This is a genomic window from Micromonospora sp. L32, from assembly GCF_052068055.1.
Classification (GTDB): domain Bacteria; phylum Actinomycetota; class Actinomycetes; order Mycobacteriales; family Micromonosporaceae; genus Micromonospora; species Micromonospora purpureochromogenes.
Window position 1 is genome coordinate 591,189 of record NZ_JBQHDD010000004.1, and the last position, 25,371, is coordinate 616,559.

General features: G+C 73.4%; 23 protein-coding genes. 7 read left to right on the top strand and 16 right to left on the bottom strand.

Features of this window, described 5'->3' with window-relative positions:
• Positions 1–61: 61 nt before the first annotated feature.
• Positions 62–280 carry a DUF397 domain-containing protein gene (locus ACTMTB_RS14680; RefSeq protein WP_067312494.1) on the top strand — a complete coding sequence of 73 codons (219 nt, stop codon included), beginning with the start codon at positions 62–64 and terminating at the stop codon, positions 278–280.
• 104 nt (positions 281–384) lie between these two features.
• Here the strand turns inward: ACTMTB_RS14680 and ACTMTB_RS14685 are convergent, their stop codons facing one another.
• Positions 385–786 carry a hypothetical protein gene (locus tag ACTMTB_RS14685; protein WP_280841050.1) on the bottom strand — a complete coding sequence of 134 codons (402 nt, stop codon included), beginning with the start codon at positions 784–786 and terminating at the stop codon, positions 385–387.
• A gap of 226 nt (positions 787–1,012) precedes the next feature.
• On the opposite strand from ACTMTB_RS14685, the gene ACTMTB_RS14690 reads away from it, so the two are divergent.
• Positions 1,013–2,260 (top strand): cytochrome P450, encoded by a 1,248-nt coding sequence (locus ACTMTB_RS14690; protein WP_441145854.1) that lies wholly within the window; start codon positions 1,013–1,015, stop codon positions 2,258–2,260.
• Positions 2,261–2,293: 33 nt separating this feature from the next.
• Here ACTMTB_RS14690 and ACTMTB_RS14695 read toward each other — a convergent pair whose 3' ends face one another.
• Both ACTMTB_RS14695 and ACTMTB_RS14700 read right to left on the bottom strand, forming a co-directional pair.
• Entirely contained in the window at positions 2,294–3,472 is a 1,179-nt protein-coding gene (locus tag ACTMTB_RS14695; protein WP_334570183.1) for a zinc-dependent alcohol dehydrogenase, read from the bottom strand.
• Positions 3,469–4,110 (bottom strand): SRPBCC family protein, encoded by a 642-nt coding sequence (locus ACTMTB_RS14700; RefSeq protein WP_441145857.1) that lies wholly within the window; start codon positions 4,108–4,110, stop codon positions 3,469–3,471. Before ACTMTB_RS14700 ends, ACTMTB_RS14695 begins: the two co-directional genes overlap by 4 nt.
• 137 nt (positions 4,111–4,247) lie before the next feature.
• Between ACTMTB_RS14700 and ACTMTB_RS14705 the strand changes: the two genes are divergently transcribed.
• Complete coding sequence (locus tag ACTMTB_RS14705; protein ID WP_441145859.1) at positions 4,248–4,988, top strand: class I SAM-dependent DNA methyltransferase; 741 nt, start codon at positions 4,248–4,250, stop codon at positions 4,986–4,988.
• On the top strand, positions 4,985–6,094 hold the full coding sequence (locus ACTMTB_RS14710) for a glycosyltransferase (RefSeq protein WP_441145861.1): 1,110 nt from the start codon (positions 4,985–4,987) through the stop codon (positions 6,092–6,094). Before ACTMTB_RS14705 ends, ACTMTB_RS14710 begins: the two co-directional genes overlap by 4 nt.
• Before the next feature lie 121 nt (positions 6,095–6,215).
• Here the strand turns inward: ACTMTB_RS14710 and ACTMTB_RS14715 are convergent, their stop codons facing one another.
• Genes ACTMTB_RS14715 through ACTMTB_RS14725 form a run of 3 tightly spaced genes read right to left on the bottom strand, consistent with a single transcriptional unit; the run spans position 6,216 to position 8,171 of the window.
• Positions 6,216–6,899, bottom strand: coding sequence for a DUF3618 domain-containing protein (locus ACTMTB_RS14715; RefSeq protein ID WP_441145863.1), 684 nt, complete (start codon positions 6,897–6,899; stop codon positions 6,216–6,218).
• Positions 6,896–7,360 carry a phage holin family protein gene (locus ACTMTB_RS14720; RefSeq protein ID WP_441145865.1) on the bottom strand — a complete coding sequence of 155 codons (465 nt, stop codon included), beginning with the start codon at positions 7,358–7,360 and terminating at the stop codon, positions 6,896–6,898. Before ACTMTB_RS14720 ends, ACTMTB_RS14715 begins: the two co-directional genes overlap by 4 nt.
• A 31-nt stretch (positions 7,361–7,391) precedes the next feature.
• A complete protein-coding gene (locus ACTMTB_RS14725; RefSeq protein WP_441145867.1) occupies positions 7,392–8,171 on the bottom strand; it encodes a hypothetical protein in 780 nt (259 codons plus the stop codon).
• Positions 8,172–8,367: 196 nt separating this feature from the next.
• On the opposite strand from ACTMTB_RS14725, the gene ACTMTB_RS14730 reads away from it, so the two are divergent.
• Together ACTMTB_RS14730 and ACTMTB_RS14735 are read left to right on the top strand one after the other, a co-directional pair.
• Positions 8,368–8,850 (top strand): DUF4383 domain-containing protein, encoded by a 483-nt coding sequence (locus tag ACTMTB_RS14730; protein ID WP_441145869.1) that lies wholly within the window; start codon positions 8,368–8,370, stop codon positions 8,848–8,850.
• Between the two features lie 91 nt (positions 8,851–8,941).
• Positions 8,942–9,601, top strand: a complete 660-nt coding sequence (locus ACTMTB_RS14735; RefSeq protein ID WP_280841040.1) for a DUF6766 family protein — start codon at positions 8,942–8,944, stop codon at positions 9,599–9,601.
• A gap of 7 nt (positions 9,602–9,608) precedes the next feature.
• Here the strand turns inward: ACTMTB_RS14735 and ACTMTB_RS14740 are convergent, their stop codons facing one another.
• The 8 genes from ACTMTB_RS14740 to ACTMTB_RS14775 form a co-directional block, all read right to left on the bottom strand.
• Entirely contained in the window at positions 9,609–10,058 is a 450-nt protein-coding gene (locus ACTMTB_RS14740) for a GNAT family N-acetyltransferase (protein ID WP_441145871.1), read from the bottom strand.
• 70 nt (positions 10,059–10,128) lie between these two features.
• The gene (gene obgE / locus ACTMTB_RS14745) at positions 10,129–11,604 is read right to left on the bottom strand and encodes a GTPase ObgE (RefSeq protein WP_441145873.1); all 1,476 of its coding nucleotides are present in this window, start codon (positions 11,602–11,604) and stop codon (positions 10,129–10,131) included.
• Between the two features lie 90 nt (positions 11,605–11,694).
• Positions 11,695–11,949, bottom strand: coding sequence for a 50S ribosomal protein L27 (gene rpmA, locus ACTMTB_RS14750; RefSeq protein ID WP_088975624.1), 255 nt, complete (start codon positions 11,947–11,949; stop codon positions 11,695–11,697).
• An 11-nt stretch (positions 11,950–11,960) separates the two neighbouring features.
• Complete coding sequence (rplU, locus tag ACTMTB_RS14755) at positions 11,961–12,275, bottom strand: 50S ribosomal protein L21 (protein ID WP_088960746.1); 315 nt, start codon at positions 12,273–12,275, stop codon at positions 11,961–11,963.
• A gap of 167 nt (positions 12,276–12,442) precedes the next feature.
• Positions 12,443–12,943: a hypothetical protein gene (locus ACTMTB_RS14760; protein ID WP_441145876.1), complete on the bottom strand. Its 501-nt coding sequence runs from the start codon at positions 12,941–12,943 to the stop codon at positions 12,443–12,445.
• A gap of 120 nt (positions 12,944–13,063) precedes the next feature.
• The gene (locus tag ACTMTB_RS14765) at positions 13,064–16,123 is read right to left on the bottom strand and encodes an Rne/Rng family ribonuclease (RefSeq protein ID WP_441145878.1); all 3,060 of its coding nucleotides are present in this window, start codon (positions 16,121–16,123) and stop codon (positions 13,064–13,066) included.
• Positions 16,124–16,254: 131 nt separating this feature from the next.
• The gene (locus ACTMTB_RS14770) at positions 16,255–16,974 is read right to left on the bottom strand and encodes a TIGR03936 family radical SAM-associated protein (protein ID WP_441145950.1); all 720 of its coding nucleotides are present in this window, start codon (positions 16,972–16,974) and stop codon (positions 16,255–16,257) included.
• Between the two features lie 184 nt (positions 16,975–17,158).
• Entirely contained in the window at positions 17,159–19,144 is a 1,986-nt protein-coding gene (locus ACTMTB_RS14775) for a TIGR03960 family B12-binding radical SAM protein (RefSeq protein WP_441145880.1), read from the bottom strand.
• 357 nt (positions 19,145–19,501) lie between these two features.
• On the opposite strand from ACTMTB_RS14775, the gene ACTMTB_RS14780 reads away from it, so the two are divergent.
• Complete coding sequence (locus tag ACTMTB_RS14780) at positions 19,502–21,085, top strand: hypothetical protein (protein WP_441145882.1); 1,584 nt, start codon at positions 19,502–19,504, stop codon at positions 21,083–21,085.
• Between the two features lie 52 nt (positions 21,086–21,137).
• Here ACTMTB_RS14780 and ACTMTB_RS14785 read toward each other — a convergent pair whose 3' ends face one another.
• Together ACTMTB_RS14785 and ileS are read right to left on the bottom strand one after the other, a co-directional pair.
• On the bottom strand, positions 21,138–21,836 hold the full coding sequence (locus tag ACTMTB_RS14785; protein ID WP_154942445.1) for a lysophospholipid acyltransferase family protein: 699 nt from the start codon (positions 21,834–21,836) through the stop codon (positions 21,138–21,140).
• Between the two features lie 171 nt (positions 21,837–22,007).
• Positions 22,008–25,154, bottom strand: coding sequence for an isoleucine--tRNA ligase (ileS, locus tag ACTMTB_RS14790; RefSeq protein ID WP_441145884.1), 3,147 nt, complete (start codon positions 25,152–25,154; stop codon positions 22,008–22,010).
• Between the last annotated feature and the right edge of the window lie 217 nt (positions 25,155–25,371).

Below are 25,371 nucleotides of genomic sequence, written 5' to 3' on the forward strand. Positions count from 1 at the left end.
TATCCTGCCCGACGGGGAACCGGACGGGCTCCCCATGACGCGTGGTGATGGAGGACGAACAATGGGTCAGCACCCCAAGGGCGATTTCGACCTGTCCCGGGCGGTCTGGCAGCGAGCCGAGGGCGACACCTCCGACAGCGCGGTCGAGGTGGCCTTCGTCGACGACCTGATCGGCATGCGCAACTCCGCCGAGCCGGACGGGCCGGTGCTGGTCTTCACCCAGGCCGAGTGGGACGCCTTCGTCGCGGGCGCGCAGGACGGCGAGTTCGACCTGGACTGAGCGCCGCGCGCCGCGGGGCCGGGGCACGCCCGGTCGACGTCGGGCCGGCGGCCCGGCGGTGTCGCCCGCCATCGGGACACCGCCGGTCGCCGGCCCGCCGCGGCTCACCCATCACCCTCGCCCCAGCCGAGGCCACCTGGGCCTGCGGCGTGGTGGAAGCCGGGATGACCGGCCACGTCGGCGCAGCGCTCGCCGTCCGGCCCCGGCGCGCCGCAGAAGAGCCGCTCGGCCCGGTGCCAGGCGTCGGCCGGTGAGAGGGCTGCCGCGCCGAGCACCAGCTCCGGACGGAGCAGGCTCAACGCCTCGGCGTACGCGACGGCGAGGTCGCGGGCGTGCTCCGGCCCGTCCGCCTCGAAGCCGAGGTGGGCGGTGAAGCGCCGGGGCGGCCGGGGCGCCCGCCGGGCGGCGGTGATCAGCGGTGGACCGTCGGCTCCGCCGGACCGGCCGCTCCCGAACGCCTCGACCACCCGCCGCTGCCGCCAGTACGGCGGCCTGTTGTCCCGCATCGGCCCTCCCCGTCGTCACGCCGGCCGTACACCGTGGCCGGCCCGGAGACGAGGAAACCAGGTTTCCGGCGTCCTGGGAGGGGCCAGCGGACGGCTCCTCGACTGGCCCACACCCCCGGAGGTGTCCCCGACGCCGGTCCGGGTGGGATTCAGCGGCCCCGACCTGGGTAACGCCATCCGGTCGACCAGTGCGGCCGGCCGCTGTCACCCGCGTCAGGAGAGTCCGATGGTCACCACTCCCGTCGACCGCAGCCCGGAGGGCTCCCTGGCGTTCCTGCGCGAGGGATACCGGTACATCGGCTCCCGCTGCGACCGCTACGGCAGCGACATCTTCCAGACCCGGCTGCTGCTGGAACGGACGATCTGCCTGCGCGGCCGGCCGGCGGCGGTGCTCTTCTACGACCCGGAGCGGTTCCAGCGCGAGGGCGCGATGCCCATGCGGGGCCAGTGGACGCTGACCGGCCGGGGCGGCGTACAGGGGTTGGACGGATCGGCGCACACCGACCGCAAGGCCATGCTGTTGTCGATCATGACGCCCGGCGCGGTCCGGCAGCTCGGGCAGCTCTTCGCCGACGAGTGGACCACCCGCATCCCGGTCTGGGAGCAGTCCGGTCGGGTAGTCCTCTACGACGAGGTCGCCCGGATGCTGACCCGGGCGGTCTGCGCCTGGGCGGGCATCCCGCTGGCCTCGAGCCAGGTCGCCCGCCGCACCGACGAGCTGCACGCGATGATCGACGCTCCGGCGGCGCTCGGGCCCCGGCACTGGCGCGGACTGCTCGGCCGCCGCCGGGGCCAACGGTGGGCCGGCGACGTGGTGGAGCGGGCCCGGGTCGGCACGCTGCCCGCGCCCGAGGGCAGCGCGCTGCGGGCGATCGCCGAGCACCGGGACGCCCAGGGCCGGCTGCTGCCCCGCCGGGTCGCCGCGGTGGAGCTGCTCAACGTGCTGCGCCCCACCGTCGCCATCGACCGGTACGTGGTCTTCGCCGCCCTGGCCCTGCACGACCACCCGACCTGGCGGGAGCGGGTCCGGGCCGGCGACGAGGCCACCGAGTGCTTCGTGCAGGAGGTCCGCCGCTACTACCCGTTCTTCCCGGTGGTCGCCGCCCGGGTCCGGCGCTCCTTCGACTGGCAGGGCCACCACTTCCCGCGCGGCCGGCGGGTGCTGCTCGACCTGTACGGCACCAACCACCACCCCGACCTCTGGCCGGAACCGGAACGGTTCCGTCCGGAACGCTTCGCCGGCTGGCGCGACGACCCGTACGGCTTCGTGCCGCAGGGCGGCGGCGAGCACCTGGGCGGACACCGCTGCGCCGGCGAGTGGATCACCATTGAGCTGATGAAGCGGGCGGTCACGATGCTGACCACCGCCATGCGGTACGAGGTGCCACCGCAGAACCTGGCGCTGAACCTGGGCCGGATGCCGACCCTGCCGCCCAGCGGCTTCGTCATCGACGACGTGCGCCGCACCGGCTGAGCCCCGGCCCGGCGCGACGCACGCGCCCGCCGGTCAGGCCATCGCCGGGTGCAGGACGCTGCGCAGGCAGGCGTCCTGCTTCTTCTCGAAGATCTCGTAGCCGCGCACGCCCTCCTCCAACGACATCGGGTGGGTGGCCAGGTAGCCCGGGTCGATCTCGCCGGCGGCGAGGCGGTCCAGCAGCATCGGGATGTAGCGCTGGGCGTGCATCTGCCCCATCCGCAGCACCAGGGCCTTGTTCATCGCCGCGCCGAGAGGGAACTTGTCGACCAGCCCGCCGTAGACGCCGACGATGCTCACCGTGCCGCCCTTGCGGCAGGCCATGATCGCCTGGCGGACGGAGGTCGGCCGGTCGGTGCTCAGCCGGGCGCTCTGCTTGGCCTTGTCGTAGGCGTACGCCGGGCCGACGTCGTGCGCCTCCATGCCGACCGCCTCGATGCAGGCGTCCGGCCCCCGGCCGGCGGTCATCTCCCGCAGCGCCTCCAGCACGTCGGTCTCGGCGTAGTTGATCGTCTCCACCCCGAGCCGGTCGGCGGCCGTGGCGAGCCGCTCCGGCAGCCGGTCGATGACGATGACCCGCCCGGCGCCGAGCAGCTGGGCGGCGCGGGCGGCCATCTGGCCCACCCCGCCGGCACCCCAGACCGCCACCACCTCGCCGCCGGAGAGCCCGCAGAAGTCGGCCGCCATCCAGCCGGTGGGCATGGCGTCGGAGGCGAAGACGACCGCGTCGTCGGGCACCCCGTCGGGGACCTTGAACGCGCCGATGTCACCGAACGGCACGCGGATGTACTCGGCGTGGCTGCCGGAGTAGCCGCCGGCGGCGTGCGAGTAGCCGAGGATGCCGGCCGGCGAGTGGCCCCACAGCTTCTCCGGCACGACCGGCTGCGGGTTGGAGTTGTCGCAGAGCGAGAACTGTTCGGTGCGGCAGTACCAGCAGCCGCCACAGGCCACCACCGAGCCGACCACGACCCGGTCGCCGACGCGCAGCCGGCGCACGCCCGGCCCGGTCTCCACCACCTCGCCCATGAACTCGTGGCCGAGGATGTCGCCCTCCCGCATGGCCGGCAGGAAGCCGTTGATCAGGTGCAGGTCGGAGCCACAGACGCTGCTGGCCCGGACCTTGACGATGATGTCCCCCTCGGCCCGGACGCGCGGCTCGGGCACGTCCCGGACCGCCAGCTTGCCGACCCCTTCCCAGCACAGCGCCCTCACGCCCGTCCTCCCGTCGTCAGCCGCTCGCGGACCTGGTCGGTCGCGGCCTCCTGCGCGGGGCTGCGCCCGGAGGGGTCGCGCCGGGTGTCGATCACCTGGCCGGCCTCGATCAGCGACTTGATCCGCCGCAGCGCGTCGCGCAGCGCCAGGTCGGGTTCGTCGCCGCGGGCCAGGCCCAGCAGCCGGCCCAGCGGGCCGCCGGCGCGGTAGCGCAGCTCGGCCCGGATCTCGGTGCCCCGGTCCTGGGGCGCGGGGGTCAGGTCCACGTGTCCCTGCTGCGGCACCGGGCCGTCGGTGACCCGCCAGCTGAGCCGGCCGGGACCGTCGACGGTGATCTCGGCCCGCCATTCGGTGCCGCCACCGGCGGGGTCGCTGGCGACGCAGCGCCACCGGTTCTCTTCGAACTGTTCGAGGGTGGCCCACTCGGCCAGGGCCCGGTCCAGTCGTTCCCGATCGGTCCAGAAGCCGATGACGGCGTCCATCGGCCGGTCCACGGTGATCCCCCGGCGCACCACGTACCAGCCGCCCTGCCGCTCCGGCTGGTGCCGGCGGCGCCGCCGGGCCACCAGCCGGCCGACCCCGACCGCGGTCGCCGTGGTGGCGCCGAGCAGCACCCACCTCGTTCCGTTGCTGGTCATCACGTCTCCTCCGCCCGAGCGCCCGGAGATGGCGCCCGCATCCCGGTGCGCTACCCGACGTGAACGCGTCGAAACGCCCCGTTTGATCGGTCGGGTTCCGGGCATGCCGTCACGAACACCGTTTCCGGGAGGCAGCGTTGCCCTTCGACGCGAGCGAGTACGGCCGTCACATCCCCGCGGACGTCTACGACCTGACCTTCGCCCACCTCTCCCCCGACGCGGCCGTGGACCGCCTGGCGGCGCTCGCCGACGGCGGCCCGGTCTGCGAGTTCGGCATCGGCACCGGCCGGCTGGCCCTGCCGCTGCGCGAGCGGGGGCTCACCGTGGTCGGGATCGACGGGTCGGCGGAGATGGCGGCCCGGCTGCGGGCCAAGCCGGGCGGCGAGCGGATCGAGGTGTCCATCGGCGACTTCACGCAGGCTCGGGTTCCGGGCCAGTACGCCCTGGTGCTGCTCGCGTTCAACACGATCTTCGCGCTGCCCGACCAGGACGCCCAGGTCGCCTGCTTCCGCAACGCCGCCGCGCACCTGCGGCCCGGGGGCCGGTTCGTGGTGGAGGCCTGGGTGCCCGACCCCGGCGCGTTCCGGGGCGGCACGGCGCTGCGCCCGGTGCACGTCGCGCAGGACGCGGTGCTGCTGGAGGCGGCCCGGTTGCACCCCGCCGAGCAGCGGATGACCACCACCAAGATCCGACTCGGCAACGACGGGGTGCGGCTGCTGCCCGCCAACCACCGCTACGCCTGGCCGGCCGAGCTGGACCTGATGGCCCGGCTGGCCGGGATGAGCCGGGAACACCGGTGGGTCGACTGGTCCGGCGGCCCCTTCACCGACGACAGCCGGGAGCACGTGTCCGTGTACCGGTGCCCGGAGTCGGCGTGAGCGCCCCGGCCCGGCGCCGGCCGGTCGCCGGTCCGGCGGTGGCCGCCCCCGAGCCGTCGGCCGTCGCCGCCGGTCCGGTCCCGGCCCACCCGGCGGACCCGCCCGCGGTCCGCGCGCCGCGGCGCGGCGTCCGCCCGGATCGGCTCCCCGTCGAGTACGTCCTGCCGCTGCGCTGGTCCGACGACGCCGACCTGGCCGAGCTGACCGGGTACCTGCGGTCGATCGCCGCGCTGGTCGACGTGACCGTGGTGGACGGCTCCCCGCCGGAGGTCTTCGCCCGGCACGCCGCCGCGTGGCGCGGCATCCTCCGGCACGTGGTCCCCGACCCGGCGGTGCGCGGGGTGAACGGCAAGGTCCGCGGCGTGCTCACCGGCGTCGCGATGGCCCGGCACGAGCATGTGGTGATCGCCGACGACGACGTCCGGTACGACGAGCCGGGGCTGCGCGCCGTGCACCGGCTGCTCGACACCGCCGACCTGGTCCGGCCGCAGAACTACTTCGACCCGCTGCCCTGGCACGCCTGGTGGGACACCGGTCGGACCCTGCTCAACCGGGCGCTCGCTGCCGACCACCCGGGCACCCTGGCGGTGCGCCGGAGCACCTTCCGCGCCATGGGGGGCTACGACCCGGACGTGCTCTTCGAGAACCTGGAGCTGATCCGCACGGTGCGGGCGTACGGCGGGACCGAGGCGGCGCCGGCCGGGCTCTACGTACGCCGGCTGCCGCCGACCGCGGCGCACTTCCGGGGCCAGCGGGTCCGCCAGGCGTACGACGACCTGGCCCAGCCGGTGCGGCTGCTGACCTCGCTGGCGGTGCTGCCCGGCGTGCTGGCCGCGCTGGCCGCCCGACGGCCCGGTGCGCTGCTGGTGGCCGGCGCCGCGACGGTCGCCCTGGCCGAGCGGGGCCGGCGGCGGGCCGGTGGCGGCGCGGTCTTCCCGCCGACCACCGCGCTGGCCGCCCCGCTGTGGCTGCTGGAGCGCGGCACCTGTGCCTGGCTCGCCCTGGCCCGGCGGGTCCTGCGCGGCGGCGTCCGGTACGCCGACGGCCGGGTACGCCGCGCCGCCCACTTCGAACACACCCTCCGCCGCCGCGTCACCGCGCGCTGATCCCCGGCGCCCACACTGCCGAGGACGCCGAGCGGGTCCGGACGTCACACACCTCGCGGCCACGTCCCGGCGGAAGCCGGGAGTGGCCGCGAGCTGCGGTGTACGACGTAGGTGCCTCGGGTCAGTACCGCACCTGTTCGCGGGACTGCTGCGCCTGGTCCTTGACGTCCTGGGCGGCCGACTTGCTGTCGTCCTTGACGGCGTGGACGGCGTCCTGGGCGGTGGACTTCACCGACTCGGTGGCCCGCTGCGCGGGCTCGCGCAGCTCCTCCTTGATCTCGCCGGCGACCTCGCCCAGCTTCTCCTTCACCACCCCGCTGTGCTCGGTGGCCTTCTCCTTGACCTGGGCGGCCAGTTCCTGCTCCCGGAGGGTGGCCGGGATCAGCGAGGACACCAGCATGCCGACGCCGAAGGCGATCAGGCCGGCGGCCACCGGGTTGCCCTCGGACTTCTGCCGGATCACCTGCGGCGCCCGCTGGGCGGCGTCACCGACGGTCGAGGCGGCCGAGTGGGCCTTGTCGCCGACGGTCGAGGCGGCGGAGTGGGCCTTGTCGCTGACGGTGGAGGCCGCCGAGGAGGTGCGGTCGCCGACCGAGTGGGCGGCGTGGCCGGTGCTGTGGCCGAGGTCGGAAGCGCTACCCATAACCTTTTCCCTCACATTCTGCAGCGCGCTGCGCACGCGCTGCTTACGGTCGTCGACGATGCGGCCGGGGCTGACCTTGTACGCCAGCGCGTCCACGTCGGAGCTCAGGCTGTTGCGGGTCGCCTCGATCTCCCGGCGGATCTGGTCGGGATCGGTGCTCATCGGGTGACTCCCTCCGGGTGCGGCTTCAGCGCGTCGGGGATGCGCTGCACGCTGTCGTTGGTCTGCTTGAGGCCGCGAATGCGCTCGGCGTTCTTCTTGGCCATGGAGTAGAGGACGGCGGCGATGACCGCCCAGATCACGGCGACGATCAGCGCGGCCAGGCCCGAATCCATCACGTTGTCCAGGGCCTGCCACAGCGCGACGGACAGGAACAGGGCCACCATGTAGCCGCCGAAGCCGGCACCGCCGAAGAGGCCAGCGGCCTTGCCGGCCTTCTTCCCCTCCTGGCGGATCTCGGCCTTGGCCAGGTCCACCTCCTGCCGCATCAGGGTGGACAGGTCGGTGGTGACCTGACGCATCAGCTCACCGAGGGAACTGCCCCTGACCTCGTCCGCGGTGTGCGGCGCACCCGCGGGGTGGTACCCGGAGTCCAGTCCGGACCCCTGCGTCGGCATGCTCATGCCGCCGCCTCCCTTCGGATGACTCGTACGCTCACGGACGCGGGTTGCCGGTGCCGCTGGACGGCACGCCCGGCAGCGGGTCGGTCTGGGTCACCGGGGGCAGCGGCTGGCCGGTGCCGCCCGCCGGGTCGGCGTAGCTGGTGGTGCCGCCGTTGTCCGGGTAGGCCGTGCCGGAGTAGCCCGGGGTCGGGTCGAGGTAGCCGCCGTTCGGCACCGCGCGCTGCACGGGCGGCGTCGGGATGACCGCGGTACGGTCCGGGTCGGCGTAGCCGCCGCCGTACAGGCCGTGGCTGCCGGTCTGGTCGTCGCCGGCGGAGGTGATGCCCTTGGTCAGCCGGCCGGCGAGCACGCCCAGCAGGGCCGCCCCGACCAGGAAGGTGCCCGGGTTGCGGCGGGCGTAGGTCTTGACCTCGTTGAGCAGGTCACCCGGCTCGCGCTCCTCCAGCCAGCCGGCCACGCCGTGCACCCGGTCGGCCGCCTGGTGGGCCAGCTCGGTCACCGGACCGCCCGCGCCGCCGTTCTGCGCCATCGAGCGCATCTCGTCGGCCAGCGAGCGGAGCCCGCCGGCCGCCCGGCGCTGCTGCGCGCCCGTCTGGCTGGCGAGCTGGTTGCGGGCCTCGCCGTAGAGGTTGCGGGCCTGCCGCTTGGTCTCGTCGACCACCTCGCGACCCTGCTCCTTGGCGGTCTGCGCGACCGCGCCACCCGCGTTGGCGGCCTCGGCGCCGACCTGGCGGGCCTGGTCGCGGACGCCACCGCCGTTGCTCTGCTCGCTCTCGTAGGTGGAGGACGAGGATGACAGATCGTAAGTCATGGTTTTCCTTCCGCTCGGCACTTGTGCGGCTCTGCGCTCGGGGGATCGCCGACCGTCACATCGGCGCAAACTTTGACTACCCCCGGTCGTCGGGTCCATGCCTGAATCGCCATTTCTCTACGGTCCGTGTCCTGATGGCTACAGAATGGAGGATCGTCCGGCTGCGACCGGCAGCTGCTGCGTGGAGGTGACATCGATGGCACGAGACGCGCGCGGGCGTGGCACGGCCGGGCCGAAACCCCGGATCCAGCTGGTCGCGCTCGTGGTGGCCGTGATCTTCCTGCTGCTCGGGGTGCTCGGCTTCGTCCCGGGCGTCACCACCGGATACGGCGACCTGGCCTTCGCCGGTCACCACTCGCTCGCGAAGCTGCTGGGCCTGGTCCAGGTGTCGATCCTGCACAACCTGCTGCACCTGCTCTTCGGACTGGCCGGGCTGGTGCTGGCCCGCCAGGTCGGCGGCGCCCGGCTGTTCCTGGTCGGCGGGGGTGCCGCCTACCTGGGCCTCTGGATGTACGGTTTCCTGCTCGATCGGGACGCCGTGGCCAACTTCATCCCGCTCAACGGCGCCGCCAACTGGCTGCACCTGGGGCTCGGCTTCGGCATGCTCGCCCTCGGGCTGCTGCTCTCCAACGACGCGGGGACCGGCGGCCGGCTGGACAACCCGATCGACCGCCCCTGAGCCACGGCGCCCGGAGCGCCCGGCGTGTCCGAGTTTGATCCTTGCCGGATCCGGGCACCGAAGCGTCAGGCACAGGGACGAGGAGGTCGCGATGCCACGGTGGATCAGGAACAACGCGCTGAGCATCACCATGCTGGGCGCCTTCTTCGTCTTCCTGTCGCTGCAGAGCGTCTTCGGGTGGCAGACCCACAACGAGGAGCTCGCCGAGTACGGCGCCCAGCCGATCGGCTGGCCGGCGTACCTGGGCACGGGGCACTTCGCCGAGTCCGTCTTCGAGAACTGGGAGTCGGAGTTCCTCCAGATGGGCGGCTACGTGCTGCTCACCGCGTACCTGGTGCAGCGGGGGTCGGCCGAGTCGAAGCCGGAGGGCCAGACCGACCGCCCGGAGGACGACGAGCGCCGGGCCGGGCCGGACTCACCGTGGCCCGCCCGGGTCGGCGGCCTGCCGCTGATGGTCTACCGCAACAGCCTCTCGCTGGCCCTGCTGCTGATCTTCGCCGGCTCGTTCGTCGGCCACCTGCTCGGCGGCGTGGCCCAGTACAACGAGGAGCAGGCGCTGCAGAGCGGCGCCGCCCCGATCAGCGCCTGGCAGTTCCTCGGCACCAGCGACTTCTGGTTCCAGTCCATGCAGAACTGGCAGAGCGAGTTCCTGGCCGTCGGCGCGCTGATCCTGCTGAGCATCGTCCTGCGCCAGCACGCGTCGCCGGAGTCGAAGCCGGTCACCGTGGAGCACGCCCAGACCGGCGCCTGACCCACCCTCAGGCGGCGACCGGCAGGTGCTTGGCGAAGCAGACGCTGTACGGGTTGTCCACGTACTCGCCGTAGACCGGGATCGGCTCGTACCCGCACGAGGTGTAGAGCCCGATCGCCGCCGGCAGGTAGACCCCGGTCTCCAGGCAGACCACCGAGTGACCCCGCTGGAAGGCCAACTCCTCCAGCGCGGTCAGCAGCTGCCGGGCGATACCCCTGCCCCGGTACGCGGGACGGACGTACATCCGCTTGAGTTCCCCGGTGGCGGCGTCCAGCGACTGGACCCCGCCGCAGGCCACCGCCCGGCCGTCGACGACCACCGCGAGGTAGCGGATGTCGTCGTGCGTGACGGTGACCTGCCCGTCCAGTCCGCCGTCGGCCTCGCGCAGCTCACGCTGCTGGGCGACGACGAGGGCGTCGATCTCCGGGTCGGTGGAAGGACGGGACTCGATCAGCATCCGATCACGCTATGCCGGGTCGATTTCACGGAGGTTTCCGGCGAACGACCCGGACACGGACATGATCGAGCTATTCGAGGTCGTCGTCGTCCAGGTCGTCGGAGAGGTCCGCGTCCAGGCCGCCGGCCTCCAGCTCGTCGGCGGGGCGCTGCCGGCGCGCCTTGCGGGCGGCCAGCCGCTCCGCGGCCGAGGCCCGGGTCGACTTCTCCTCAAGCCGCACGTCCGTGCCCCGGTTGCCGGGTACGAAGTCGACGCCGGCGTAGAGGGTGGGCTGCCAGTCGAACTCCCGCTCGCCGATGCGCACCAGGTCGCCCGGCTTGGCGCCGACCTTGGCCAGCTTCTCCTCGACGCCGAGGCGGGCGAGCCGGTCGGCGAGGAAGCCGATCGCCTCGTCGTTGTCGAAGTTCGTCTGCCGGACCCAGCGCTCGGGCCGGACACCGCGCACCGTGAAGGAGCCGTCCTCCTCCACGTCGATGGTGAAGCCGGCGTCGTCCACCGCCTTCGGGCGGATGACGATCCGGGTCGGCTCGGCCGGCGGAGCCGCCTGGCGGCTCTGCTCGACCACCTCGGCCATCGCGAACATCAGCTCCTTGAGCCCCTCGCGGGTGGCCGTGGAGACCTCGAACACCCGGAAGCCGCGCGCCTCCAGGTCCGGCCGGACGATCTCGGCGAGATCCCGCCCGTCCGGTACGTCGATCTTGTTGAGGGCGACCAGCCGCGGCCGGTCGGCGAGGCCGCCGTACTGGGTGAGCTCGTCCTCGATGGCGTCGATGTCGGCGAGCGGGTCGCGGCCCGGCTCCAGCGTCGCGGTGTCGACCACGTGCACCAGCACGGCGCACCGCTCGACGTGGCGGAGGAACTCCAGCCCCAGCCCCCGGCCGGTGGCCGCGCCGGGGATCAGGCCCGGTACGTCGGCGACGGTGAAGGTGTGGTTGTCGACCCGGACCACGCCCAGGTTGGGCACCAGGGTGGTGAACGGGTAGTCGGCGATCTTCGGCTTGGCGGCGGAGATCACCGCGATCAGCGACGACTTGCCGGCGGACGGGAAGCCCACCAGACCGACGTCGGCGACGCTCTTGAGCTCCAGCACCACGTCCAGCCGGTCGCCCGGCTCGCCCAGCTCGGCGAAGCCGGGAGCCTTGCGCCGGGCGTTGGCCAGCGACGCGTTGCCGCGACCGCCGCGACCGCCCCGCGCCGCCTCGAAGGTGGTGCCCGCGCCGACCAGGTCGGCCAGCACCTCACCGTCGAGGGTCTGCACCACGGTGCCGTTCGGCACCTTGATCACCAGGTCGTGGCCGTTGGCGCCGTCCCGGTTCGAGCCGGCCCCGCCCTTGCCGTTCTCGGCCTTCAGGTGCGGGCGGAAGTGGAAGTCGAGCAGCGTGGTCACCTGCGGGTCGACCACCAGCGACACGCTGCCGCCGTGCCCGCCGTTGCCCCCGTCCGGGCCGCCGAACGGCTTGAACTTCTCCCGGTGGATCGAGGCACAGCCGTGCCCGCCGTCGCCGGCCTGCATGTGCAGGACGACCCGGTCAACGAACGTCGTCACGACGCCAATCCTTCCAGCGGGGTACGCCCCCGCGTGCGAAAAGACGAAGCGGGCCGGGACCCGAGGTCCACGGCCCGCAACGCCTGCGTATTACTGCTGCGGCACGATGCTGACGGTCTTGCGGCCGCGCTTGGTGCCGAACTGGACCGCACCGGCGGCCAGCGCGAAGAGCGTGTCGTCTCCGCCGCGGCCGACCAGGTCACCGGGGTGGAACTTGGTGCCACGCTGACGGATGAGGATCTCACCCGCGCTGACGACCTGACCACCGAAGCGCTTCACGCCGAGTCGCTGGGCCGCGGAGTCACGACCGTTACGCGAGCTGGACGCACCCTTTTTGTGAGCCATTGGAGGACGACCTACTTCCCGCTGGAGATGCCGGTCACCTTGACCTGGGTCAGCGGCTGGCGGTGACCCTGGCGCTTGTGGTAGCCGGTCTTGTTCTTGAACTTGTGGATCCGGATCTTCGGGCCCTTGGTGTGCGCGGCGATCTCGCCGGACACCGCGACCGAGGCAAGCTTCGCCGCGTCGGTCACCAGGTCGTCACCGTCGACGAGGAGCACCGCGGTGAGCTTCACCGCGTCGCCGGGGGCACCGGCGAGCTTCTCGACCTCGATCACGTCGCCCTCGGCGACCTTGTACTGCTTGCCGCCGGTCTTGACGATCGCGTACATCGGAGGCGGACTCCCTGTCGTTGAGGCTGCTGGCTGGTCGTTCCCACGGCGACTCGCCGGGTAGCAGTGACACCGGCGGCGCGGGCACGCGGGAACTCGGCACACCAAAGTGCGCCGCAGGCAAGCGTACGCCATGGACCGGGTGACACCCAAACCGGGCCCGCCGGTCAGCGCCCGCAGAGCTGGTCGAGGCGCTGCTGGAGGCGGTCGAGCTCGGTCTCGTCGATCGACTCGACGTCGGCGCCGAGCGTGCCGATCTCGGTGGCCAGGTCGGTGAGCAGGGTCTTCAACTGCGGGTCGGTGGCCTGGGCGGACTGCTCACGCAGCGCCGCCCGCCAGCCGGTCAGCGCCGACTCGGCCCGTTTCCGGGCGGTTTCCGCCCCGGTGCTGTCGTTCGCGCCGACTGCGGCGATCATCTTGCCCAGCTCCTCGACGTACGTCCGCACGGCCGCCGAGGAGGCCTGCTCGGCGGCGGCGCAGACCTGGGGCCCGTTGCCTCCCGCCGGGGCGACGCTGACCGGGGCGGACGGCAGCACGGTCGAGGTGGCGGACGGCCCGGTGGACGGGCCGGTGGTGGCCGGGGCGGCCTCGTCGGACCGGTCGCCGGAGCAGCCGGAGCCGGTCAGCAGGACGGCGGTCACCAGGGTGGCGGCGAGCAGGCGGCGCATTGTCTTCTCCTAGCCGGGGGTGACCGATCGTAGCCGGGGCCGGAGAACGCGACAGGGCCCCTCCCGCCGGCACTGTTGCCGCCGAGAGGGGCCCCGCGAAACGTCGGGCTGGTCAGCCCGTCACGGGCGGGTCCGCCGACGGGGGCCGCCGCGGCGGGACCGGCGCCGGCCGGTGCCGCCCTCGCCGCTCTCCTCCTCGGTGTCGCCCAGCGCGTCCGGGTCGTCCACCCCGGCCAGCCGGGCCGACTCGCCCTCCAGGCTGTCGGCGACCGCCGGCGCGGCCGGCGTCTCCGTCTCGTACCGGGACAGGTCGTAGCCCATCGTGTCGTGGTACTCGGCCTCCGCCTCGGCCACCCGGTCCACGTCGGCGGCCTCGGTGGTCTCCACCACCGTGCGCTCCGGCGCGGCGGCGGCCTTGCGCGAGCGCCGCCGCGACGGCCCGCCGGTCTGCTCGGTCGCCGGGGCGGCGGCCACCGAGGAGGCGACCGCCTTGACCTTCTCCCCCGCGCCGGCGCCGGCACGCGGCTTCTCCGGCACCGGCTCGGTGTGGATGATCAGGCCGCGGCCCTTGCAGCACTCGCAGGTCTCGCTGAACGCCTCCAGCAGGCCCGCGCCGATCCGCTTGCGGGTCATCTGCACCAGGCCGAGCGAGGTGATCTCGGTGACCTGGTGCTTGGTCCGGTCCCGGCCGAGGCACTCGGTCAGCCGGCGCAGCACCAGCTCGCGGTTCGACTCCAGCACCATGTCGATGAAGTCGATCACCACGATGCCGCCGAGGTCGCGCAGCCGGAGCTGGCGCACGATCTCCTCGGCCGCCTCCAGGTTGTTGCGGGTGACCGTCTCCTCCAGGTTGCCCCCGGAGCCGGTGTACTTGCCGGTGTTGACGTCGATGACGGTCATCGCCTCGGTGCGGTCGATGACCAGCGAGCCGCCGGAGGGGAGGAAGACCTTCCGGTCCAGCCCCTTGATGATCTGCTCGTCGATCCGGTACTCGGCGAAGATGTCGGTGGTGCCGACGTGCCGGCGCAGCCGGGCGACCAGGTCGGGCGAGACGTGCGACAGGTACGACTCGACCATGTCGTACGACTGCTCGCCCTCAATGACCAGCTCGCGGAAGTCCTCGTTGAACAGGTCCCGGACCACCCGGATGACCAGGTCCGGCTCCTCGTAGAGCAGCACCGGGGCGCCACCCTCGGCCGCCTTGGCCTGGATGTCCTCCCACTGCGCCTGCAGCCGCTTGACGTCGCGGGCCAACTCGTCCTCGCTGGCGCCCTCGGCGGCGGTCCGGACGATCACGCCCGCGCCGTCGGGGACCAGCTTCTTCAGCACGTCCCGCAGCCGCTTGCGCTCGTTGTCCGGCAGCTTCCGGCTGATCCCCGAGGCGTTGCCGTTCGGCACGTAGACCAGGTGCCGGCCGGAGAGCGCGATATGGCTGGTCAGCCGCGCGCCCTTGTGCCCGATCGGGTCCTTGGTGACCTGCACCAGCACCGAGTCGCCGGAGCGCAGCGCCTGCTCGATCGAGCGGGCCCGCCCCTCCAGTCCGCTCACGTCCCAGTTGACCTCACCGGCGTACAGGACGGCGTTGCGGCCGCGCCCGACGTCGACGAAGGCCGCCTCCATGCTGGGCAGGACGTTCTGCACCTTGCCGAGGTAGACGTTGCCGGCCATGGTGCCGGAGGAGTTGCGGGTGACGTAGTGCTCGACCAGCACGCCGTCCTCCAGGACCGCGATCTGGGTGCGGTCGCCGCGCTGGCGTACCGCCATCACCCGGTCGACCGCCTCCCGGCGGGCCAGGAACTCCGACTCGCTGAGGATCGGCGGCCGGGTACGGCGCTGCTCGCGGCCGTCCCGACGGCGCTGGCGCTTGGCCTCCAGCCGGGTCGAGCCGGAGACGCCCTGCACCTCGTCGACGGCCTTGCGGGGCTCGCGGATCTTGACCACGGTGGGCACGCCGTCCTCGGCGCCCGCCTCGACGTCCCCGGCACCCCGGCGGCGACGACGGCGCCGGCGGCGGGTCAGCCCGTCGCCCTCGCCCTCCTCTTCCTCCGGCTCCTCGGCCTCGCCGCCCTCGGCCTCGGCCTCGGCCTGGACGGCCTCCTCGGCCTCCTCCTCGTCGCTGTCCTCGGCGCCGCCCTTGCCGCGACCGCGGCCCCGGCGACCACGACGACGGCGACGGCGGGCCGCGGCGCTCTCGTCCTCGTCCTCTTCCTCGGCCTCGACGGCCTCCTCGGCCTCGCCGGTGGGCTCCTCCTCGACCTCGAGCACCTCGACCGGCTCGACCTCGCGGCGACCGCGGCGACGCCGGCGACCGGTCTCGGCCGGCTCCTCGACGGCCTCCTCGGCCGCCGCCGGGCCAGGCTCGACCACGCGGACGGCGGGCAGCTCCTCGGGCAGCGGGGCCATGAACAGCACGGTGGGCGCGGAGAGCGCGGCCCGCCGACGACGGGTCCGCGGCTCCGGCGCGACCTCCGCCGGCTCGGCGCCGGGCACCGCGACACCGGGCGGGACCTCGCCGGCCCGGCTCTCGACGCCGGAGGCGGCGACGGCCGGCTCGGCGGCACCCGGCCGGGCCTCCTCGGTGGCGGCCTCGGCGGCCTCGGCGGCCTCGGCCTCGTCGACCGCGGTGGGCTCGGTGGGCGCCGCCGCCTCGACGGCGGGCTCCTCCTCCTCGACCGGCTCGACCACCGGCGCGGCCTCCACGGCGGGCGTGGGGGCCTCGGCCGGGATCTCGGCGGCCGGCTCGGCGGCCGCCGGGGCGGCGGCCTTCTTGCGCCGGGTACGGGTGACCTTCACCGGCGGGACGACCTCCGCCGAGTGATCCTCGGCGCCGGTGGCTACCTCCGGCTCCTCGGCGGCCTTGGCGGGCGTCGCCTTGCGCCGGCGACGGGTGGTCTTGGGCGGGGTGTCCAGGTCACCGGCGACCGGGGCCAGTACCTCGCCCTGGTGCGCCTCGTCGGTGGCGGACGCGGCGGTCGCCGACGCCTCGGCGGGCGCCTCGACCTGCTCCGGCTGGTTCAGCGGGGCCGCCTTGCGCCGGGTGGTGCGCCGGCGCTTCGGCGCGGCCTCGGCGGCGCTGTCGGTGGCGGCGCCCTCGGCGCTGGTGCTGTTGGTGGTGTCGGCGGTCTGGCCGGCCGGCTGTGCGCCGGTCCGTTCGCCGCCCTCGGGCTCGTTCTCGAGCATGGACGTTCTCCAGTTCTGGCCGCCCCGGGCGCGGGTGAGCGCTGCCACGCAGGGTTGCCGCAAAAGTGTTTCCGCCGGCGCGCGAGGTGCGCGACCGCCGAAGTCTGGCTGCCTAGAGCACCGACCGTCGGTCAGTGCTCACCGATGGTTGCCCCGTCGCGGTCCGCGTCCAACGGATCCACGATCGCACCCTGCGCGGTCAGCGTGCCCTGCGCCAGCCGGATCACCCTCGGCGAAACCGGCGGCACCAGGTCGGCCACCACGCGGAGGCCGGAAAGGACGTCATCGGGCCGTACGGACGGGGTGACCTGCCGCACGACCAGTTCGAGTATCGCACACGCGGAGCCCGGTACCCCGGAAGGCGTCTCCGCGGGCGGCACCACATCGATACGCATGACGGCGGCCCGGGCGTCGAAGGTGCGCCGGCCCTGCTTGGTCATCCGCTCGACCTGGATCTCGTCGGCAGCGGTGAAGGCGGCGACGGCGCGGTGCAGCGCGGCCGGCTCGACCTCGGGCAGCTCGATGCGCCAGTGCGAGGCCTCGATCCGGTCGGCCAGGCTGCCGCTCGCGGCGATCACCGCGTCCAGCACGTCCAGCCCCGGCGAGAGCGCCGCGTCCAGCGCGGCGCGCAGCTGCTCCGGGTCGACCGGCTCGCGCAGGCCGATCTCGAGGTACTCCGCCTCGCTCGCCACACCGGTGGGGGCCGCGCTGGCGTAGGAGATCTTGGGGTGCGGCGTGAAGCCCTGGGAGAAGGCGATCGGGACGCCGGCCCGGCGCAACGCGCGCTCGAAGGCCCGGGCGAAGTCCCGGTGCGAGGTGAACCGGAGCGGGCCGCGCTTGGCGTACCGGATCCGGACGCGCTGGACGACCGGCGCCTGCCCGCCCTCCGGCTGTGGTTTCCTGCTGATCGTCGTGCTCCTCGGTGTCAGGACCGGTCGGTCATGAAGGTGCCACGGATGCCGGTGACAATAACTTCATGATCGCCGGGGCGGGGCGGGTGGCGCGCCCACGCGCGGTGCACCCGCCCCGGTACGGTCACTGCTGGGCGCCGGTGGGGACCTTCAGGCCGTTGACCGGGGTGAGCGGGAGCAGCTTACGGCCGGTGGGGCCGATCTGGATCTCGGTGTCCATCGACGGGCAGACGCCGCAGTCGAAGCACGGGGTCCAGCGGCAGTCGTCCTGCTCGTACTCGGAGAGCGAGTCCTGCCAGTCCTGCCAGAGCCAGTCCTTGTCCAGGCCGGAGTCGAGGTGGTCCCAGGGCAGGACCTCCAGCTCGTCGCGCTCCCGGGTGGTGTACCAGTCGAGGTCCACGCCGAAGGTCGGCAGTGCCTCGGCGGCGGCGTCCACCCAGCGCTGGTACGAGAAGTGCTCGCTCCAGCCGTCGAACCGGCCGCCGTTCTCCCAGACCTTGCGGATCACCGCGCCGACCCGGCGGTCACCGCGGCTGAGCAGGCCCTCGATCAGCGACGGCTCACCGTCGTGGTAGCGGTAGCCGATCGCCCGGCCCAGCGAGCGATCCGAGTTGATCGCCTGCTTGAGGATCTTGAGTCGGTGGTCGATCACCTCGGGACGCTCCATCGGCGCCCACTGGAACGGGGTGTGCGGCTTCGGCACGAAGCCGCCGATGGAGACGGTGCAGCGGATGTCCTTGGAACCGGTGGCGGCCCGGCCGGCCTTGATGACCTCGTGCGCCATGTCGGCGATCTCGAGGACGTCGTCGTCCGTCTCGGTGGGCAGGCCGCACATGAAGTACAGCTTCACCTGCCGCCAGCCGTTGGTGTACGCGGTGACGACGGTGCGGATCAGGTCTTCCTTCGACACCATCTTGTTGATGACCTTGCGGATCCGCTCCGACCCGCCCTCCGGGGCGAAGGTCAGGCCGGTACGCCGGCCGTTGCGGGACAACTCCTGGGCCAGGTCGATGTTGAACGCGTCCACCCGGGTCGACGGCAGCGACAGGGACACGTTGGTGCCCTCGTACTGCTGGGCGAGGCCGGAGCACATGTCGCCGATCTCGGAGTGGTCGGCGGAGGAGAGCGACAGCAGGCCCACCTCGTGGAAGCCGGAGAACTCCAGCCCGTCGCGGACCATCTGGCCGACGGTGGTGATCGAGCGCTCCCGCACCGGGCGGGTGATCATGCCGGCCTGGCAGAACCGGCAGCCCCGGGTGCAGCCCCGGAAGATCTCCACCGCGTACCGCTCGTGCACGGTCTCGGCGAGCGGCACGAGGGGCTTCTTCGGGTACGGCCAGGCGTCCAGGTCCATCGTCGTGCGCTTGTGCACCCGGAACGGCACGTCCGCCCGGTTCGGCACGATCCGCTGGATCCGGCCGTCGGGCAGGTAGTCCACGTCGTAGAAGCGCGGCACGTAGACGCTCTCGGTGCGGGCCAGCCGCAGCAGCAGCTCGTCGCGCCCGCCCGGGGAGCCCTCGGCCTTCCACTCCCGGACGATCGTGGTGATCTCCAGGACCGCCTCCTCGCCGTCACCCAGCACGGCGGCGTCGACGAAGTCGGCGATCGGTTCCGGGTTGAACGCGGCGTGCCCGCCGGCCAGGATCACCGGGTCGGCGTCGGTGCGGTCGGCGGCGAGCAGCGGGATGCCGGCCAGGTCGATCGCGGTGAGCAGGTTGGTGTAGCCCAGCTCGGTGGAGAACGACACGCCGAACACGTCGAAGTCGCGCACCGAGCGGTGCGCGTCGACGGTGAACTGCGGCACGCCGTGGGCGCGCATCAGCTTCTCCAGGTCCGGCCAGACCGCGTAGGTGCGCTCGGCGAGCACGTCGGGCAGCTCGTTGAGCACCTCGTAGAGGATCTGCACGCCCTGGTTGGGCAGGCCGACCTCGTACGCGTCGGGATACATCAGCGCCCAGCGCACGGTGGCCGCGTCCCAGTCCTTGACCACCGCGCCCAACTCGCCACCGACGTACTGGATGGGCTTGGTCACCTGGGGCAGCAGCGGCTCCAGCTGGGGCCAGACGGAATTGGCCGCGGCGGGGCGCGGCGTCGTGGACGGGGCACTCATGATGCCCAAGGGTACGCGCCCGTCAGCCGTCCACCGCGCCGCACCGTCCGCCACCCCCCGACGGAACCCACCCGCAGCGCACCCCCTGCCCCGGCCAGGTCAACACCCCCCGCGCCGGCTCCCCGCCGCCACCGCCCGATCCCCCAAGATCCAGTCGCATTCACCGAGACGACACGCCGTGCTCAGACTCGGAAAATGCGACCCGATCTTCGACCCCCCGCCGGAACGCCCGGCTCGGTCTGACCCGTTACGGCACCCTCACCGGGCGTCGCCCGAGGGCGACCGACGGTGGACGGGTTCGTCGCTGGTGGCATGCCGGTACTAACCTCGCAACCGGCGCGAGAGGAGATTGCCGCGATGCCGCAGCCGCAGCCGGGGGCGGACCGGCCGGCCGACGGGAGCCCCCCGGTCACCGACGTCGGCCGGGAGCCGGCCGTCGCCGAGGAGCCGACCCCCTCGCCCGCACCCGCCGACGCCGGGCCCCGCACGGGCCCGGAGGGCAGCCGTGAGCTGCCCGTCGACCGGGCCACCGCCCCGGGCGCCCCGGAGCGGACGGCGGCCGAGCCGGCCCCCGCGTCCCCGGGAGAGCCCACCGCGCCGACCTCACCGGCCCCACCCGTCGAGGGCCGGACGTCCGACGCCCCGGAATCAGCCCCGGCCGACGCCGCCCCCACGGACGACGCACCTCCGCCCACCCGGATCGACACCGCACCGCCCACCGGGCTCGACACCCCTGCGCCCGGCGCACCGGAGCCCACCCGGGTAGACACCGGCGCGCCTGCGGCCCCGCACCCCACCCGAGTCGACACCGGTCTGCCGGCCGCCACCCCGGACCCCACGCGAGTCGACACCGGTGCGCCCGTCACGCCCGAGCCGACCCGGGTCGAGCCGGAGCCGCCCGCGCCGCGCTGGACCGGTTCGGCGGCGGTCCCGCCCCCGCCGCCGCGCCGCCGCGTCTGGGGCGAGTCGGCGGAGCCCACGCCCGTCCCGCCCACCCCGGTCGAGCTGCCCGAGCACCGCACCCCGGTGGACCCGTGGGCCGGCGCGGACACCGGCTCCTGGGAACTGGAGCACCACCACCATCTCCCCGCGCTCCCGCCGACCCTGCCCTACCCCGCACCCCCGGTCACCCGGCCCTACGAGGCGACGCCGCCGGCCACCCGGCCCTACGAGGCCGCGCCCCTGCCGTCCCGCCCGTACCCGCCGCCCGCCACGCACCCGGTGTCGCCGCCGCCGGCCGCCCCGCCCCGGCCGGGACCGCCACCTCCCCCGCCGCCCGCGCCGGCCCCGCCACCGAAGCAGCGCCGGGGTCGCCGGCCGAAGGCGGTCGCCCCGCCACCGGGGTGGGAGGCGCCCCGCGGGTACGTCCCGGTGCCGGTCCGGCGTCGTCGGCGCTGGCCCTGGGTGCTGCTGCTGAGCCTGGTCTGCTGCTGCGGCTGCCCGGCCTGGTTCGGCAAGCCGATGTGGGAGCAGTACCCGGCCGACGCCGCGCTGCCCGGCCAGGTGGCCGACCTGACGCTGCGGCAGGACGCCGGCAGCCAGGCCACCGCCAAGCGGCTCAAGGCGGAGGTACGCGCGGCGAACCTGCTCTCCGAGGATGTCTTCGCCGGGGTCTACGGCACCGGCGACGGCAAGCGGGTCACCGTGTTCGGCGGCACCGGCTTCCGGTTCAACCCGGAGTCCGACGCGGATGACGAGATGACCCGGCTGACCGAGACCTACCGGCTCGCCGCCCCCCAGGCGGTCGAGACCGGGGTGCGCGGCCGGTACGAGCGGTGCGCCACCGGCCGGTCGGGCGGCGCCGACGTGGTGGTCTGCACCTCGGTCGACTACGGCAGCATCACCACCGCCGTCTTCACCCGGCTCTCCGTCGACGACAGCGCCCGCCTGCTGGACACCCTGCGGGAACAGATCGTCACGCCGGCGCCGGCGCAGCCCTGAGGTTCGCCGGGGAGTTGTCCCCGGCCGAGCAGCGCCCGCGGACGCCTCGGCGTCAGACGGCGCCGGGCTCCCCGGCCAGCGGCGGGTGGGCGCGCGGCGGGGCGTAGCGCGGCACGTACTCCTGGCCGGTGAGCTTCTGGATCTCGGCCATCAGCTCGTCGGTCATCGCCCGCAGCGAGGTCCGGTCGTCGGACCGGCCGGTGAAGTCCAGCGGCTTGCCGAACCGTACGGTGATCTTCGCGCGGCCGGGCCGGGGCACCCGGGCGCCGATCGGCTGGGCCTTGTCCGTGCCGATCATGCCGACCGGGATGATCGGCACGCCGGCCGCCACCGCCAGCCGGACCGTGCCGGTACGCCCCCGGTAGAGCCGCCCGTCGGGCGAGCGGGTTCCCTCCGGATAGACCGCGACCAGGTCGCCGCCCTGCAACGCGGGGATGGCGGCGTCGAACGCGGACAGCGCCGCGCGGCCGCCGGCCCGCTCGACCGGGATGGCGCCCAGGCCGGTGAGCACGAATTTGGAGAAGGCGCCCTTGGGCCCGGTGCCCTTGAAGTACTCCGACTTGGCCCAGAAGGCCAGGTGCCGCGGCACCACGGTGCCGAGGAAGAGCTCGTCGGCGACCGAGAGGTGGTTGCCCGCGAAGATCGCACCACCGGTCTCCGGGATGTGCTCCAACCCCTCCACGGTCGGACGGAAGGCCAACCGGAGCGCGGGCGCCACGGTGAGCTTGCCGATGGTGTAGAGCAGGGGCACTGGTCCTCCGGCGGTCGTACGTGAACAGGCGGTGTCACGGTAGCGGACGGGTACACGGAGCGCCGCGCGGGTGGCGGGCCGGCCGGCTGGTGAGCGGGCCTGTCGGGGCGCGGGCGGAGCCGGTGGCGGCGGCCCGGCGGAACACCGCCGGACCGCCGCCGCCGCACTACCTCATACCCGGCGGACGGCCACCGTCACGCGCTCGCCCTCGCCGACCTCGCCGGCGAAGCCGTCGACGCCCTCGGCGAAGTCGACCGTGTCGGCCAGCACCTCCCGGGCCACGAAGTCGGTGTACGCCGACACCGCCGCGCGTACCTCGTCGGAGGCCGACACCGACACCACGATCCGGTCCGAGACGTCCAGGTCGGCGTCCCGGCGGGCCTGCTGCACGACCCGGACCACGTCCCGGGCCAGGCCCTCGGCGGCCAGCTCCGGGGTGACCTCGGTGTCCAGCACGACCACGCCCTCGCCGCCGGGCAGCGGCGTGGAGTGCTCGGCGTCGGCGGCGACCAGCCGCAGCTCGTACTCGCCCTCGGCCAGGGTGACGCCGGCGGCGACCGGGGCGCCGTCGACCAGCTCCCACTCCCCCGCCTTGACCGCCTTGATCACCTGCTGCACCGCCTTGCCGACCCGCGGGCCGAGCGCGCGCGGCACCACGGTCAGCACCTGCTGGCAGTACGCGGACACCTCGTCGGAGAAGACGACCTCCTTCACGTTGACCTCGTCGGCGACCAGGTCGGCGAAGGGCCGCAGCTTCTCCGCGACCGGGGAGGCCACGGTCAGCTTCGACAGCGGCAGCCGTACCCGCAGGCCCTTGGCCTTGCGCAGCGACAGCGCCGCCGAGGCGACCGCGCGCACGTTGTCCATCGCGGACACCAGCTCGTGGTCGGCCGGGAACTCCTGCGCCGACGGCCAGTCGGTCAGGTGCACCGACCGCTCGCCGGTGAGGCCACGCCAGATCTCCTCGGCGGTCAGCGGCGCCAGCGGCGCCACCACCCGGCAGAGCGTCTCCAGCACCGTCCACAGGGTGTCGAACGCCTCGGCGTCGCCCGACCAGAACCGGTCCCGGGAGCGACGCACGTACCAGTTGGTCAGCGCGTCCAGGTAGGACCGGACGGTGGCGCAGGCGCCGGAGATGTCGTACGCCTCCATCTGCGCGCCGACCGTCTCGACCAGCTCGTTCGTCTTCGCCAGCACATACCGGTCCAGCAGGTGGGTGGAGTCGGTGCGGCGCCGCGCGGAGTAGCCGTCGGCGTTGGCGTAGAGCGAGAAGAAGTACCAGACGTTCCACAGCGGCAGCAGCACCTGCCGGACGGCGTCCCGGATGCCCGCCTCGGTGACCGGCATGTCACCGCCGCGCAGCACCGGCGAGGACATCAGCATCCAGCGCATCGCGTCCGAGCCGTACGCGTCGAAGACGTGGTAGACGTCCGGGTAGTTGCGCAGACTCTTGGACATCTTGCGCCCGTCCGAGCCGAGCAGGATGCCGTGGCTGAGGCAGTTGCGGAAGGCCGGCCGGTCGAACAGCGCGGTGGCCAGCACGTGCATGGTGTAGAACCAGCCGCGGGTCTGCCCGATGTACTCGACGATGAAGTCGCCCGGGTAGTGGTGCTCGAACCAGTCCGCGTTCTCGAACGGGTAGTGCACCTGGGCGAACGGCATCGAGCCGGACTCGAACCAGCAGTCCAGCACCTCCGGCACCCGGCGCATCATGGACTTCCCGGTCGGGTCGTCCGGGTTCGGGCGGACCAGCTCGTCCACCGCCGGCCGGTGCAGGTCGGTCAGGCGTACGCCGAAGTCCCGCTCGATGTCGGCCAGCGAGCCGTACACGTCCAGCCGCGGGTAGTTCGGGTCGTCGGACTTCCACACCGGGATCGGCGAGCCCCAGAACCGATTCCGGCTGATCGACCAGTCGCGGGCGTTGGCCAGCCACTTGCCGAACGAGCCGTCCTTGATGTGCCCCGGCGTCCAGTTGATCTGCTGGTTGAGCTCGACCATCCGGTCCTTGAACCTGGTCACCGCGACGAACCACGACGACACCGCCTTGTAGACCAGCGGGGTGTCGCAGCGCCAGCAGTGCGGGTACGAGTGGGTGTAGGTGTCCTGCTTGAGCACCACCCCCCGCTCCTTGAGTTCGCGGATCACCGGCTTGTTGACGTCGAACACCTGCTCGCCCTGGTACGGCGGCACCAGCGCGGTGAACCGGGTGTGGTCGTCCACGGTGACGACGGTCGGGATGCCGGCGGCGTTGCAGACGTTCTGGTCGTCCTCACCGAAGGCCGGGGCCAGGTGGACGATCCCGGTGCCGTCCTCGGTGGTGACGAAGTCCGCCCCGAGCACCTGGTACGCGTTCTCCCCGGCCTGCTCGACCAGGAAGTCGTAGAGCGGGACGTACCGGCGCCCGACCAGGTCCCGGCCGTACACCGTGCCGACCTGCTCGTAACCCTCCAGCTCCTTGGCGTACGCGGCCAGCCGCGCGGCACCCACGACGTAGCGGTCCCCGTCGCGCTCCAGCACCGCGTACTCGATGTCCGGGCCGACGGCGAGCGCCAGGTTGGACGGCAGGGTCCACGGCGTGGTGGTCCAGACGCCGAGCCGGACCGGCCCACGCACCAGCTCGGGGGCGGACTCGTCCGGGGTCAGCCCGAACCAGACCGAGAGGGTCGGGTCGTGCCGGTCCCGGTAGACGTCGTCCATCCGGGTCTCGGTGTTCGACAGCGGCGTCTCGCAGCGCCAGCAGTACGCCAGCACCCGGAAACCCTCGTAGACCAGACCCTTGTCGTGCAGGGTCTTGAAGGCCCACATGACGCTTTCCATGTAGTCCAGGTCGAGGGTCTTGTAGTCGTTGGCGAAGTCGACCCAGCGGGCCTGCCGGGTGACGTACCGCTCCCAGTCCTGGGTGAACTCCAGCACGGAGGTGCGGCAGGCCTCGTTGAACCGGGCCACGCCGAGATCGATGATCTCCGCCTTGCTGGTGATGCCGAGCTGCTTCTCGGCCACCACCTCGGCGGGCAGGCCGTGGCAGTCCCAGCCGAAGCGCCGCTCGACGTGCCGGCCGCGCATGGTCTGGTAGCGCGGCACCACGTCCTTGACGTACCCGGTGAACAGGTGGCCGTAGTGCGGCAGGCCGTTGGCGAACGGCGGGCCGTCGTAGAAGACGTACTCGTTCTTGCCGTCGGTGCCGGCCGGACGGGCCTCGACGCTGGCCTCGAAGGTCTTGTCGGCCGTCCAGTGCTCCAGGACCCGGCGCTCGACCGCGGGCAGGTCCGGGCTCGCCGGGACACCGGCGGCGGTCGGGTCGTGCATCGGATAGGCCATCGGGGGTCGCTCTCCTCGCGCAGCTCACTCATCTGTGGTCTGCGAGGACGAGCCTTCCGGGTACGCCTCGACGGCGTGCCCGAGCGGCCCGCGGTACCACCCCGCTTGGCGGTCGAGGTGCGACCGCCCGCTCGTTGGCCGGCTGTGACGGGCCGGACCCGTCCGGTTCTACTGGGCCGGTCACCCGGCTGTTCTTCCGGAGGCTCGCCGGTGATGG